General features: G+C 67.6%; 7 protein-coding genes and 3 pseudogenes. 6 read left to right on the top strand and 4 right to left on the bottom strand.

The window, feature by feature from the left end; genetic code table 11:
- Nucleotides 1-11 precede the first annotated feature (11 nt).
- A complete protein-coding gene (locus ACGFYV_RS09840; protein WP_393877841.1) occupies nucleotides 12-857 on the top strand; it encodes a 3-hydroxybutyrate dehydrogenase in 846 nt (281 codons plus the stop codon).
- Between the two features lie 76 nt (nucleotides 858-933).
- A complete protein-coding gene (locus ACGFYV_RS09835) occupies nucleotides 934-2,892 on the top strand; it encodes a helix-turn-helix domain-containing protein (RefSeq protein ID WP_393877840.1) in 1,959 nt (652 codons plus the stop codon).
- Between the two features lie 67 nt (nucleotides 2,893-2,959).
- On the opposite strand, the pseudogene ACGFYV_RS09830 reads toward ACGFYV_RS09835, so the two are convergent.
- Together ACGFYV_RS09830 and ACGFYV_RS09825 are read right to left on the bottom strand one after the other, a co-directional pair.
- Nucleotides 2,960-4,340 (bottom strand): annotated as a pseudogene (locus ACGFYV_RS09830) (MFS transporter).
- Between the two features lie 418 nt (nucleotides 4,341-4,758).
- Nucleotides 4,759-5,235, bottom strand: a pseudogene (locus ACGFYV_RS09825) (transposase); the annotation flags it as partial.
- Nucleotides 5,236-5,282: 47 nt separating this feature from the next.
- Here ACGFYV_RS09825 and ACGFYV_RS09820 point away from each other — a divergent pair.
- A complete protein-coding gene (locus ACGFYV_RS09820) occupies nucleotides 5,283-7,367 on the top strand; it encodes an ISAzo13 family transposase (RefSeq protein ID WP_393877839.1) in 2,085 nt (694 codons plus the stop codon).
- Nucleotides 7,368-7,382: 15 nt separating this feature from the next.
- Here ACGFYV_RS09820 and ACGFYV_RS09815 read toward each other — a convergent pair.
- Nucleotides 7,383-8,153, bottom strand: a pseudogene (locus tag ACGFYV_RS09815) (IS256 family transposase); the annotation flags it as partial.
- Between the two features lie 392 nt (nucleotides 8,154-8,545).
- On the opposite strand from ACGFYV_RS09815, the gene ACGFYV_RS09810 reads away from it, so the two are divergent.
- From ACGFYV_RS09810 to ACGFYV_RS09800, 3 genes are all read left to right on the top strand, one after another.
- Nucleotides 8,546-9,205 (top strand): alpha/beta fold hydrolase, encoded by a 660-nt coding sequence (locus tag ACGFYV_RS09810; protein ID WP_393877838.1) that lies wholly within the window; start codon nucleotides 8,546-8,548, stop codon nucleotides 9,203-9,205.
- A gap of 328 nt (nucleotides 9,206-9,533) precedes the next feature.
- Complete coding sequence (locus tag ACGFYV_RS09805; RefSeq protein WP_393877837.1) at nucleotides 9,534-11,786, top strand: FUSC family protein; 2,253 nt, start codon at nucleotides 9,534-9,536, stop codon at nucleotides 11,784-11,786.
- Nucleotides 11,787-12,048: 262 nt separating this feature from the next.
- On the top strand, nucleotides 12,049-12,744 hold the full coding sequence (locus ACGFYV_RS09800) for a type 1 glutamine amidotransferase domain-containing protein (protein WP_393877836.1): 696 nt from the start codon (nucleotides 12,049-12,051) through the stop codon (nucleotides 12,742-12,744).
- Between the two features lie 124 nt (nucleotides 12,745-12,868).
- Here the strand turns inward: ACGFYV_RS09800 and ACGFYV_RS09795 are convergent, their stop codons facing one another.
- Complete coding sequence (locus ACGFYV_RS09795) at nucleotides 12,869-13,426, bottom strand: hypothetical protein (protein ID WP_393877835.1); 558 nt, start codon at nucleotides 13,424-13,426, stop codon at nucleotides 12,869-12,871.
- Between the last annotated feature and the right edge of the window lie 156 nt (nucleotides 13,427-13,582).

Raw genomic sequence — 13,582 nt, 5'->3', positions numbered from 1 at the left:
AGGGTCGACACATGACCCAGCCCAGCGCCCTGTCCGGCCACCACAGCCCCTCGCTCGACCTCGGCGGTCGCACCGCCCTCGTCACCGGCGCCGCCGGCGGCATCGGCCGCGCCTGCGCGCTGCGGCTCGCGGCAGCCGGGGCCCGGGTCAGAGCCGTCGACCGGGACTCCGCGGGCCTCGCCGAGCTGGTCGAGGTGGCCAAGGGCGCGGGGGATCTCACGGGCACGGGCGATCTCAAGGGCTCGGGCGGTCTCACGGGCACGATCGAGCCGCACGTCCTCGACCTCACCGACCTCGACGCCGCCGAGGAGGTGGCCGCCGGCACCGACGTCCTGGTCAACAACGCCGGCCTTCAGCTGGTCCGCCCCCTGGAGGAGTTCCCGCCCGAGGTCTTCCACACCGTACTGACCGTGATGCTGGAGGCCCCCTTCCGGCTCATCCGCGGCGCCCTCCCGCACATGTACGCGCAGAGCTGGGGCCGGATCGTCAATGTGTCCTCCGTCCATGGGCTGCGCGCCTCTGCCTTCAAGGCCGCCTATGTGGCCGCCAAACACGGTCTCGAAGGACTCTCCAAGACGGCCGCCCTGGAAGGCGCCCCCCATGGTGTGACCTCGAACTGTGTGAATCCGGCCTATGTGCGCACCCCACTGGTCGAGAAGCAGATCGCCGACCAGGCACGCGCCCACGGCATCCCCGAGAAACGCGTGCTGTCCGAGATCCTGCTCAAGGACAGCGCGGTCCGGCGCCTCATCGAGCCGGAGGAGGTCGCCGAGGCCGTCGCCTACCTGTGCGGCCCGCAGGCGTCCTTCGTCACCGGCACCTCGCTGGTGCTGGACGGCGGCTGGACGGCCCACTGAACAGGCCCGGGGCGTCCGGCGGCGAAGTTGTCCACAGGCCTGCCGCGCCGGGCGGCCGATGCGGAATCCTGTGACCATGTCTCTCGATCACGTGCAGCCCGCCGGGCGCCCCGCCACCGGGAACGCCCGCGGGGAGTCCGACGGCAGTGCGCAGGCCTCGTACCTCGCACTGCTGGCCCGCGACGCCTCCGTGGAGGCCTACGAGCAGCCGCTGCTGCTCGCCCGCGCCGAGGGACAGCCGGCCGAGCGGATAGCGGCGCTGGAACAGGCCAAGCTCCTCGCCCTGCGCGTCCGTTCCGAACTGGAGGGGCGCCGGCGACGCGAGGCGGAGCTGTCCGCGCTCTTCGAGACCGCCCACGACCTGGCGGGACTCAGGGACGCGGACGCCGTCCTCCAGGCGATCGTGCAGCGCGCCCGCTCCCTGCTCGGCACGGACATCGCCTACCTCAGCCTCCACGACCCGGCGCGCGGCGACACCTACATGCGGGTCACCGAGGGCTCCGTCGCCGCACGCTTCCAGCAACTGCGCCTCGGCATGGGGGAGGGGCTCGGCGGCCTCGTCGCCCAGACCGCGCGGCCGTACGTCACCGACGACTACTTCAAGGACAGCCGCTTCCAGCACACCCTCGCCATCGACGCCGGTGTGCGCGACGAGGGCCTGGTCGCCATCCTCGGTGTCCCGCTGATGCTCGGACCGCACGTCATCGGTGTCCTGTTCGCCGCGGACCGGCGCGCCCGCGTCTTCGAACGCGAACAGATCGCCCTGCTCGGCTCCTTCGCCGCCCTCGCCGCCACCGCCATCGACACCGCCAACCTGCTCACCGAGACACGTGCCGCCGTGGCCGGGCTGGAGCGCGCCAACGAGATCATCCGGGACCGCAGTTCGGTCATCGAGCGCGCCTCCGAGGTGCACGACCGGCTCGCCGAACTCGTCCTGCGCGGCGGCGGGGTCCACGACGTCGCGGCGGCCGTCTCGCAAGTCCTCGACGGCACGGTCGAGTTCACCGAGACCGGCACCACGCCGGCCGCCGCGCTGAAGACGTCCAGCACCGAGGGGCACGCCGTACCGCACGGCGACGACTGGATCGCCGCGGTCGCCGCGGGCGGGGAACTCCTCGGCGCGCTCGCCCTGCGCGGCCACCCGGACCTGGACCCCGTCGACCAGCGCACCCTGGAGCGCGCGGCGATGGTCACCTCGCTGCTCCTGCTCGCCCGCCGCTCCGCCACCGAGGCCGAACAGCGCGTACGGGGCGAGCTGCTGGACGACCTCCTGGACGCCCACGCCCACGACCGCGACCCGCGCCTGCTCCGCGAGCGCGCCGCACGGCTGCACGCCGACCTGGACGCCACGCATGTCGTCCTCGCCGCCCGTCTCGACGGCCCCGCGGCCGACGCCGAGGAGGAGGCCGACGCCCGCCGCCGGCTGTGGTCCGCCGCCTCCCACCTCGCCGCCACGCGGCAGGGCCTGGCCGCCGCCCGCGACGGCGGCACGGTCCTGCTGCTGCCCCTCGGCACCGGCGACAGCGCCACCGGCCTCGCCCGCCGCACCGCCCGCGACCTGGGCACGGCCGTCCACCAGCCCGTCACCGTCGGCGCCTCCGCCCCCGTCACCGACCTCGCCGCCCACCCGGACACGGTGGCCGCCGCCTACACCGAGGGCCGCCGCTGCCTGGACGCCCTCCACTTGCTGGGCCGCGGCGGAGACGGCGCGGCGGCCGAGGACTTCGGCTTCCTCGGCCTGCTGCTCGCCGGCGAACGCGACATCGGCGGCTTCGTCGAGTGCACCATCGGCACGGTCGTCGCCTACGACGAACGACGCGGTACGGAGCTGCTGCGCACCCTGGACGCCTACTTCGCGTGCGCGATGAGCCCGGCCCGCACCAAGGACGCCCTCCATGTGCACGTGAACACCGTCGCGCAGCGGCTGGAGCGCGTGGGCCGGCTGCTCGGCGGTGACTGGCAGACGCCGTCCCGCGCCCTGGAGATCCAACTGGCCCTGCGCCTGCACTGGTTGGCGACACCGCAACGGCACTGACCGGCTCCCCGCAGCGGAGAGCCGGCCGGTACACAGGAGGAGCGGACGGTCAGGTCGTGTGGACCCGTCAGGCTGTGCGGGCCTCGGTCGCGGGGCTCGCCTCGGCGCTCTGCGCGTCGACCGCGTCCACCCGGGCGAGATCACGGTGCCTGGTCTCCCGGGCCACGCCCACCGCGACCAGGGTCAGCACGCAGGCCGCGATCACGTACAGGGCGATGGGCGTGGAACTGCCGTACGCGGAGAGCAGGGCCGTGGCGATGAGCGGGGCGGGCGCACCGGCCGCCACCGAGGCGAACTGGGCGCCGATGGAGGCACCGGAATAGCGCATCCGGGTCGCGAACATCTCGGCGAAGAAGGCGGCCTGGGGCGCGTACATCGCGCCGTGCAGCACCAGTCCGACGGTCACCGCCAGGATCAGGTTCCCGAACGACCCCGTGTCGACGAGCGAGAAGAACGGGAACATCCACAGGCCGATCCCGACCGCACCGAACAGGTACACGGGACGCCGTCCGACCCGGTCGGAGAGCGCGCCCCAGGCGGGGATCACCGCGAAGTGCACGGCGGAGCCGATGAGGACGGCGTTGAGCGCGGTCTGCTTCGAGACGCCGGCGGACGTGGTGGCGTAGACGAGGATGAAGGCCGTGATGACGTAGTAGCTGATGTTCTCCGCCATCCGGGCGCCCATCGCGACCAGCACGTCACGCCAGTGGTGGCGCAGCACGGAGACGAGCGGCAGCTTCTCCTCACCGCCGTCCCTCAGCGCCTCGGCCCGCGCCTGCGCCTCCTTGAAGACCGGCGATTCATCGACGGAGAGACGGATCCACAGACCGATGATCACCAGCACACCGGAGAGCAGGAACGGGATCCGCCAGCCCCAGGAGCCGAAGGCGCCGTCCGACAGCACGGCCGTGAGCAGGGACAGCACACCGGTCGCGAGCAATTGCCCGGCAGGCGCTCCGGTCTGCGGCCATGCTGATGGCCCAGAAGCCGCGTCGCCGAGCGTCCCCGTGCTCGGACACCAGCAGGACGGCACCGCCCCACTCGCCACCGAGCGCGAAGCCCTGCACGAGCCGCAGCACGGTCAGCAGCACCGGCGCGGCGCTCCCGATGGTCGCGTGCGTGGGCAGCAGACCGATGGCGAAGGTGGCCCCGCCCATCAGCAGCAGACTCAGCACCAGCAGCTTCTTGCGCCCCAGCCGGTCACCGTAGTGCCCGAACACCAGCGCCCCGACCGGCCGGGCCGCGAACCCGACCGCGTACGTGAGGAAGGACAGCAGCGTCCCGACCAGCGGGTCCGAGTCGGGGAAGAACAGCTTGTTGAACACCAGGGCTGCGGCGGACCCGTACAGGAAGAAGTCGTACCACTCGATGGTGGTGCCGATGAGGCTGGCGGCGACGATGCGCTTCAGGTTGGCGGGCGTTGGGGGAGCGGATGCTATGGAGGCCATGTGCGCCACTTCCTCGTGTGCGGTGGGGACGGGTACGTGTCGGCACACGGTAGGAAGATGCAGGTCAAGGGCACATGTGGTGGGGCCACATAGTTCACGGGTTGGTTATGCGTGTGGCCGCCATGCCGGGTCACGGAAGGGCGATTCAGGGGCTCGAAGGTGGTCGAAACGAGTGCCGTCCGTGACGCGTAGTTCGGAGTGATTTGACGGTGCGGTGCTGACTCCCGTGCTGACTTGGTACTGACTACGCTCTGTTGAACTCGGACAGCTTGGGGCTGATCGACTCAGGGCCGTTGCGTGGTAGGCGACCTGAACGAGAGGTCGACCCGGCTTTGCCGCTCGGCTCTGCGGGCAAGTACAAGGGGTCGCGTCCGCCGGAGTGGTGTATCGACGGCCACTCGGTGATCTCGTTTTGAGGCTATGCGGTGAGTTCGGTGGGCAGGTCGGGCTTGTCGGTTTCTGACTCGATCGGGTGGAGGCGGGTCTTGGCGAGGAGTTCGCGGCCCATGTAGTGGCGGGCCTCGGTCCACTCGTCGTTCTGCTCGGCCAGGACCGCGCCGACCAGGCGGATCAGGGCGGTGCGGTCGGGGAAGATGCCGACCACGTCGGTGCGGCGGCGGATCTCCTTGTGCAGCCTCTCCTGCGGATTGTTCGACCAGATCTGCCGCCAGATCTCGCGCGGGAACGTGGTGAACGCCAGCAGATCGTGCTGGGCGGCATCGAGGTGCTCGGCCGCCCGGGGGAACTTGGCCTCCAGTGCGTCGAGGACGTGCCGCATCTGGGCCTGGACGGCGTCGCTGTCGGGCTGTTCGAAGACGGTCCGCAGCAAGGTGGCCACCCAGGGCTGGGCCGATTTCGGGACCTGGCTCCGCAGGTTGCGGGCGTAGTGAAGCCGTAAAGAATCAACCCGTTGCTTCCATAGGACAAGATCGTTGCTCTGGTATGAGCTTCGCCGCCGACGTTCTGGATCAGCTTGCGCTGCGGTTCCAGGTCGTCTTGCCGTATCTGAACGAGCGTCAGCGGCGTCTGATGCTGGCCCAGGAGGCGCGACTGCTCGGACACGGTGGGGTACGGGCCGTTGCGCGGGTGGCCGGGGTGAGCGAGAGCACGGTCCGTAACGGGGTGTTCGAGTTGGAGGCCGGTGGGGATCAGCTACCGGATGGCTGCGTCCGGCGCCCCGGGGGTGGCCGCAAGCCCGCCGAGGAACAAGATCCTTCCCTGGTTCCTGCGTTGCTGAAGCTGGTGGAGCCGGATGAGCGGGGTGATCCGATGTCGCCGCTGCGCTGGACCACCAAGTCCCTGCGCAACCTCGCAGAGGAGCTGACCCGGCAGGGTCACCCGGTCTCCGCTCCGACCGTCGGACGGCTTCTGAGAGGGCAGGGCTTCAGCCTGCAGGCCAGCGCCAAGACGCTGGAGGGTAAGCAACACCCCGACCGGGACGCACAGTTCCGCTACATCAACGAGCAGGTCAAGGAGCACCAGTCCGGCGGTCAGCCGGTGATCAGCATCGATGCTAAGAAGAAGGAACAGTTGGGGCAGCTGCCGAACCCCGGGCGGCAATGGCGCCCCGCCGGCGATCCGGTGCAGGTGGAGGACCACAGCTTCTACTTCATCGGCCCCGACGTCGACGTGGCGATACCCTTCGGCATCTACGATCTGGCCCGCGACAGCGGCTGGGTGAACGTCGGTACCGATCACGACACCTCGGTGTTCGCTGTCGAGTCGATCCGCCGCTGGTGGCGGGTCCGCGGGCGGGCGGACTACCCGGATGCCGACAGACTGTTGATCACCGCGGACTGCGGAGGGTCCAACAGCTACCGCTACCGGTTATGGAAGGCCGAACTCGCCGCCTTCGCCGCCCAGATGGGTCTCACGGTGACCGTCTGCCACTTCCCGCCGGGCACCTCGAAGTGGAACAAGGTCGAGCACCGGCTGTTCTCCCACATCACCATGAACTGGCGTGGCAGGCCCCTGACCAGCCACGAAGTCGTGGTCAACAGCATCGCCGCGACCCGCACCCGCACTGGCCTGCGCGTTCACGCCGAGCTGGACACCGGGACCTACCCGGTGGGAATCTCCGTCAGCCGCGAACACCTGCGCTCTCTGCCGATCACACCCCATGACCAGCACGGATCCTGGAACTACACGATCGCCCCGGCCGGCGCCGCCGGCAACTGCGTGACCAGCACGAACGATCGGGACCAGAGAAGGTCGCAGGTTCTGGCGATGCTCTCCGACCCGCGTCTGAGCGGCATGACCTCATCGGAGCTGAAGGCACTGTGCGCCCAACTGGCCCCCGCGCAAGCCGCCCAGGCCGAACAACGCAAGTTCCAGCAGCGCGGCGGCCGCCGCTTAAAAGCACCCGGAGCACACGGCAGACCCCTGCTCTCGAACGCCGACCGCATCCTCGTCACCGTGATCTACCTACGCCGCGTCTGTTCCCAGAAGGTTCTCGTCGATCTGCTCGCCATCAACGCGGTCACGATCGGCAAGGTCATCAGCGAGACCCGCACACTCATGGACGCCCAGCAGGTCAACGTCTCGCAGACCGCGCACTACTTCTCCTCCGCCCAAGAGCTGCGCGACTGGGCGCAGGACGGCGCGACCACCAACAGGATGGAACTCTCCCAGACCCTGTCTCACCCCGCTCTCACCGGCATGTCCCGCCCGGACTTCCAAGCACTGATCGACCGGATCACCGTGCCCTACCAAGCCGCTCTCGAACAACGCCGTCATCGCAAGCGCGGTGGTGATCGGCGCCCGGGAACCCGTGGTGGCGTCTTCCGTCAAAAGATCACCGACGCCGACAGGATCTTGGCGACGGTCCTTTCCCAGCGAGATCTGTGCGATCAGCAAGCCCTGGCCACCTTGTTCGGTGTCAGCCGCGGCACCATACGCAACGCCATCGAGGATGTCCGTCCCCTCCTCGAACAGGACACATACGTCCCGACGCTCGCCGAACGACGCTTCGCAACGGCCGCCGACATACTCGCATCCGTCACAGAAGGCGGCGAAACACCATGTTGAATCCTTACGGCTTCAGTGCGTGCGGCAGCGCTGCCACGATGCTCCAGGCAGAGCGGCGCCGATCGCGTCGACGAGGCCCGCGTGGGCATCGGAGATGACGAGCTGGACGCCGGACAGGCCACGGGCGATCAGCGAGCGCGGGAAGGCGAGCCAGCCGGCGCCGTCCTCGCGGGTGGCGACGTCGATGCCGAGGATCTCCCGGTGCCCGTCGGCGTTGACGCCGACCGCGATCAGCGCGTGGACGTTGATGATCCGGCCGCCTTCGCGGACCTTCTGGGTCAGCGCGTCGACCCGGACGAACGAGTAAGGGCCCTGGTCCAGGGGCCGGTTGCGGAACGCGGCGACCTGCTCGTCCAGATGCTTGGCCATCGCACTGACCTGGGACTTCGACAACTGGGTGACGCCCAGGGACTCGGCGAGCTTCTCCACTCGGCGGGTGGAGACGCCCAGCAGGTAGGCGGTCGCGACCACCGAGATGAGGGCCTGCTCAGCCCGGCGGCGTCGTTCGAGCAGCCAGTGCGGGAAATAACTGCCTTGCCGCAGCTTGGGGATGGCGAGTTCGACGGTAGCGGCGCGCGTGTCCCACTCGCGCGGGCGATATCCGTTGCGATGATTGACTCGCTCGTCGCTGACCTGCCCGTATTCGGCGTTGCAGAGGGCGTCCGCCTCCGCGGACATAAGGGCGTCGGCGAGCGTCTTGACCATCGCGCGCAGCAGATCGGGACTCGCCGCAGCGAGGTTGTCCTCAGTAAGGGCGTGCAGAGGCAGACTGTCGGGTGCGGTCATCGTGCTGTTCTCCTTCGGGCTTCGACACCTCGAAGATCAGCCGGTGGCCGTTCACCTATGCGGGCCTCATCCCGACGCCGGAGCAAACCCCCGGATCGGGTCGAACTCATACACCACTTCCCTGGACGCAGGCATTCGATATGCGAGTAGGTGTAATTCGCCGATATCTGGGTAACAGGTCTGGGCTTGCCCGCCGTCGATTCAGGGCTACGCTGATCTAGCACCTAACGTCGGCTCTCCGCTTTCCGCACCAGAGGCTCGCGTCCGGGTTCGCGTCGCCGACCGGATCCGGCAATTACGGCGGCTACGGCCGACACTTCCCCACGATCCTTAGTGTTTCTCAGTCGCCGAAAAGGCCGAGTTCACCTTGTACGCGGAGGATGTGGAAGCACATGACGACCTCTGGGATCTTGAAATCAGGCAAGGGCAGACCGGCCCTGGGAGTGGCGGTGCTTTCCGCCCTGACCGTGGTGCCGGCTCACGCCGCAGGCGACCTCGGCAGGGCCACAGCCGCAGGCGACCTCGGCAGGGCCACAGGGGGCCAGAAGCCGACCGTGGTGCTCGTACACGGAGCATTCGCCGACGGGTCCAGCTGGAACGGAGTGGTGCAGCGCCTGCAGCACGACGGCTACCGGGTCATCGCACCGCCCAACTCGTTCGCCGGCCTCTCCGGCAAGTTCCCGCCCGCCCCGCTCACCACGGCGCTCAAGCAGGTGCCGTTCCGCAACGGCGACGGCACCACGGGCACGGACGTGCACATCCAGGCCGACAAGCTCCACGCGACCTTCGCTCAGGACCTCCCGCAGCAGCAGGCGTCCGTCATGGCGTCGACGCAGCGCCCGATCGCGCAGTCGGGGTTCACCGACAAGCTCACCGCAGCGGCCTGGCGGGACAAGCCGGTCTGCGTGCTCGTCGGCAGGCAGGACCGGGCCATCAACCCGAGCCTTGAGCGGTACGAGGCCAAGCGCGCACACGCGCGCAAGACGGTGGAGATCAACTCCTCGCACGTGTCACTGGTTTCCCACCCCAGGCGGTCACGGACCTCATCGTGAGCGCGGCCCGCGACTCCGGTCACCAGTAGGCGAACGGGCAGCACCCCGAGCACATGCGGCAGTGGGTCTCCAGCACACACCGGAGGCCCACTGCGCATTCATTCGCAGTTGCCCTGCATGAGCCCACCTTGAGCCGGATCATCGCCGAACTTTTTTCGCATCCTAGAGTAAAGGGCTGAATTCCATGGGATCAGCTCCTCACTGTTCGACCAAGCAGCGTGCTCACCTTGCAACACGCATACCAAATTGGCTTCGCAGGCGTGATCCGGAACTGTCGGCACTGCGCCGCGCACTTCGGGTCGCTGTCCTCACACCAGCGCTCTTCGCCGTGGCAGACTTGACGATCGGCAGGCCGACGATGGCGATTTTCGCGGCCATCAGCCCGATAGTTCTGACGATGTTCGTGAACTTCAGCGGCCGGATGCGCGAACGTATGACCTCACAGTCAACGTTGGTCGTCGTCTCCACCATCTTGATCTGCCTGGGAAGCCTGACCGACCAATTCGTGTGGCTGGCCGTCGCTGCGACTTTTCTGGCTTCCTTTCTCATCCTGTTCCTAGGCGTCATCAGTTCCATGCTGGCAGGAGCAACAACTTCGCTCCTTATCAGTTTCGTGCTCCCCGCGACATTCACAGGCTCGGTGAGCAGCATCCCGGACCGTGTCGTCGGCTGGTCGATGGGCGGCGCGGCTACTGTCGTCGCCACCGCCGTCCTGTGGCCGGCTCCCAACAGTGAGCCGCTGCGGACCTCCGTCACGCGAGCCTGCACCCTGCTCGCGCGACGCCTACGCGTGGAGGTCGATTGCATCGGCTCCTGGTTCTCCCCTGTACACACTGATGCGCTCAACGCGGCGATCCAGGATGCGACGACCGGCGTGGCAGATCTACGGAATTCCTTTTTCAGTACGCCGCATCGACCCACCGGTCTGTCCACTGAATCGCGTGCCTTGGTCCGGCTTGTGGATCAGGTGATATGGCTCGACGAAGTTCTGGAGCAAGTACCTCCGAGAAACCAGCGTCCCCTCAGCGAGGGCGTGGTGTGCGAGGTCAAGCTGGCGGCGGCAGAACTCTTGGAGTGCGGGGCGGCGCTACTGGTATCCAGTACGACCGCCCCTCAGAGCCTGGTCGTCCACATCGACCGACTCGAACGAGCCCGGGCAGCACTGGAGGAGACCATGACCACCGTCCTTCCGGAAAGCCTCACACCTAAACCAGCTCAGGCTCTCTCCCGGTCTGCTTCCCTTTCCACCCCTGAGCCCATGAATCATTTGTTGCGTGCATTGGCTCCCAGCTTCCGTGCCCAGGAAATGAGCTTCGCCGTATCTGCTATTGCCGCGAATATCCATCTCAGCGCTTCAGCGCAGCGGCGAACCTGGTGGCAACGACTGATCGGGTATCGCCCTGCAGGATCGAAGTCAGTTCTCTCCTCAGCCCGAGAACGTTCTCGAGCTCATCTGAACAGCAACTCGGTTTGGCTGCGCAACAGCGTGCGAGGGGCCGTCGCGCTGAGTCTCGCAGTGCTTCTCGCCCATGCGAGCGGTTTACAACATTCGTTCTGGATCGCCTTCGGCGTACTTTCCGTCCTTCGGTCCAACGCGCTGAACACCGGTCAAACCATCGCTCGTGCCCTGCTGGGCAACGTCATTGGTCTCGTCGTCGGCGTAGCGCTCATTCTTGCGCTGAGCCCACACCCCACCGGCCTTTGGCTACTACTCCCTGTGGCAATCGCGATCATGGGGCTCGAGTCAGCGGTCACTTCACTCACAGCAGGGCAGGTCGGCTTCACTGTCGTCCTGCTCATCCTCTTCACCATCATCGCCCCTGCCGGCTGGAAGATTGGACTGGTCCGGATCGAGGATGTGGCGCTCGGGTGCGCGGTGAGCCTGGTCGTGGGCGTCCTGTTCTGGCCGCGCGGCGCCACCGCTGCTCTAGGGCAAGTGCTGGGCGAAGCCCTAGGCGCCAGCGCCCAGTACGTGCGGAGCGCCGTGGCGTTCGGACTCACGCGATGCGACAGCCTTGCCGTACCGTCTCCAGCCCCTGACGGCGACAGACAACGGGCCGCAGACTCCGCCCGTCGGCTCGACGATGCCTTCCGCAGCTATCTTGCCGAGCGTGGCACCAAGCGTCTGGTGCTGGCTGATGTGACCGCACTCGTGAATGCAGTCGTGACACTGCGTATCACCGCCGATGCCATCGACGATCTGTGGTCTCACTCCAGTCATGTACCCAGGGGGGATCGTGCCGCGGCGCGCGCCGAGATCCTGGTAGCGAGCGCACCAGTTATCGCGTGGTTCGAGAGAGCAGGTCGAGCGATTTCGGGCGCCCAGCCTGCCCCTGGCGAGGTGGTGCAGCGAATGGTGGCGGGCAAGGCACTTCAGGAAGCGGTGCGCTGCGACCTGGCCGGGGATGCGGTGTCCGGCACCGCTGCAGCTGTCAGGATGGTGTGGACGGCAAAGTACATGGATTCTCTTCGCCGTCTCCAAGCCGATATCGCCGATCCTACCCGGGCTGCCGCTTCTGCCGGCGGAAGGCGACTGCTTCGAAAGGGCAACTTCAAAGAATCAGGCCCGAAGCAGGGCTGAGGCGAGGTGCGCGCGGCCCTGTCGTGGTGTTCACGGCACCCTCGGTGTCACGCGGGGCACGGTCCACGAGCGCTGTCCTGTTGCTGGTCCCGGTGGCTGCTCTTACGGTTGATTCACGGCTGCCTCGTGGGTATGTCCCGGTGTCGGGAATGGCCGCGTCCATGCAGTCGATGGGCCCGTCATGTGATCGCGAGCCTCGACGGGTCCCGGCTGACCGGTGTTCGCCGGCACCCGATTCTTCGCCCTCCAAAGAGGTGTTCCCATGGCCAGGGTCTTGTTTGTGCTGACCGGAGCAAGCTACTGGACGCTCAAGGACGGTCATCGGCACCCCACCGGATACTGGGCTGAGGAGTTTGCGAGTCCGTTCAGTGTGTTCACCGAGGCCGGTCACGAGGTCACCGTAGCCACCCCGGACGGTGTCATACCCGTGGTCGACGCGATGAGTCTCCGGCCCCGGATGACGGGAGGAGAGGAGGCGTCCGTCAAGCTGGAGGGGATCATCGAGGAGGCGGAACAACTTCGTCACCCCGTCTCCATCAAGAGGGTCAACCTCGACGACTACGACGCCGTCTACTACCCAGGGGGCCACGGCCCTATGGAAGACCTCGCGTCCGACGCCGACTCCGGGCTGCTGTTGAGGAGAGCTCTCGCGTCCGGCAAGCCGCTGGGCATCGTGTGCCACGCCCCGGCGGCTTTGCTCGCTACCCGGGACGAGAAGGGTGACACGCCCTTCGCCGATTACCGCGTCACCGGCTTCTCGAACGAGGAGGAGGAGGGCGTCGGCTTCGCGGACAAGGCCAAGTGGCTCATGGAGGACGAGGTCAGGGCACTCCCCACGAACTATTCGCGCGGCCCGGTCTGGGAGCCGTACACGGTGGTTGACCGTAACCTCTACACGGGGCAGAATCCGGCCTCCTCCGGGCCCGTCGCCGAGGAGATGCTCAAGGTGCTTTCGTAGGCGGGCAGGCGTGAAGCCCCTGGCAGGACAAGGTCAGCGCGGTGGCCCGTGAAGGATGCGCAAGTTCCGCGATGTGCCCATCGTCATCGTGCCTTTTGACCAGACGGGCCAGGCACCGGCCTCACTAGACAGGACACCTACGGCCCCTGGCCGGCGCTGATACCGCCTGGGTCAGCAACCAGAACGTGACTCCGGTGCCCACACCGTAGGCGAGGTGGGAGCCGAGATCCCAGGCCACGACCTTGGCGTCGTACTCCCAGATCGGCTTGTAAAGTCCGGCGATCGGCAAGGAGATGTAGTCGCCGGCGAAGACCGCAGCGCCGTAAGGCACGCCGTATGCGGGATGCGGTGCGGACAGCGATCCGGCCAGGATGCCGTACGCCGCGCCCAGCGCTGAACCGAAGGCCCAGTGAGCCGTGGTGCTCGTGAGCCAGGCCGAACTGTCGGGGATTTTGCGCTGCGTGAAGCCCTCGATCACGCGCTTCGCCACCTGACCCGGATCAGGGGCCTTCTCCCAGTTCTCGATCGGAGCGAATTCCCACGCGAGCGGGCTCTCCTTCCCGCCTGAGCGACGGTACTGCAGGTAGTGGACGGCATCCAGGCACACCGTTCCTACGGCCCCGGCCAGCAGGCCGGCCGCCACCGCCGCGAGCGGAGTCAGCGAGTTTCGTTGGGCACCCATGATGAAATCTCCCTCATGGTCGGGGCACGAGCCAGGGCGGGTCGGCGTTCATGGTGTTCTCCTCTTGCCATCAGCGTCACACCTGCGGACCACGCGCTCTATCGAAGATGCGCCGACCGGGGGATTGCGTGGTGATACGGCTCAGCCACTTGGGCA

This window comes from Streptomyces sp. NPDC048297 (assembly GCF_043201585.1).
GTDB lineage: Bacteria > Actinomycetota > Actinomycetes > Streptomycetales > Streptomycetaceae > Streptomyces.
Note: the sequence above shows the minus strand (reverse complement) of the source record. Positions and strands in the feature narration are given on the sequence as shown.

Bases quoted from the DNA above. Each gene is read 5' to 3' on its own strand.
- ACGFYV_RS09795 (WP_393877835.1), bottom strand. From the start codon at position 13,426: ATGGGTGCCCAACGAAACTCGCTGACTCCGCTCGCGGCGGTGGCGGCC.
- ACGFYV_RS09810 (WP_393877838.1), top strand. From the start codon at position 8,546: ATGACGACCTCTGGGATCTTGAAATCAGGCAAGGGCAGACCGGCCCTG.
- ACGFYV_RS09820 (WP_393877839.1), top strand. From the start codon at position 5,283: ATGAGCTTCGCCGCCGACGTTCTGGATCAGCTTGCGCTGCGGTTCCAG.
- ACGFYV_RS09835 (WP_393877840.1), top strand. From the start codon at position 934: ATGTCTCTCGATCACGTGCAGCCCGCCGGGCGCCCCGCCACCGGGAAC.
- ACGFYV_RS09840 (WP_393877841.1), top strand. From the start codon at position 12: ATGACCCAGCCCAGCGCCCTGTCCGGCCACCACAGCCCCTCGCTCGAC.
- ACGFYV_RS09800 (WP_393877836.1), top strand. From the start codon at position 12,049: ATGGCCAGGGTCTTGTTTGTGCTGACCGGAGCAAGCTACTGGACGCTC.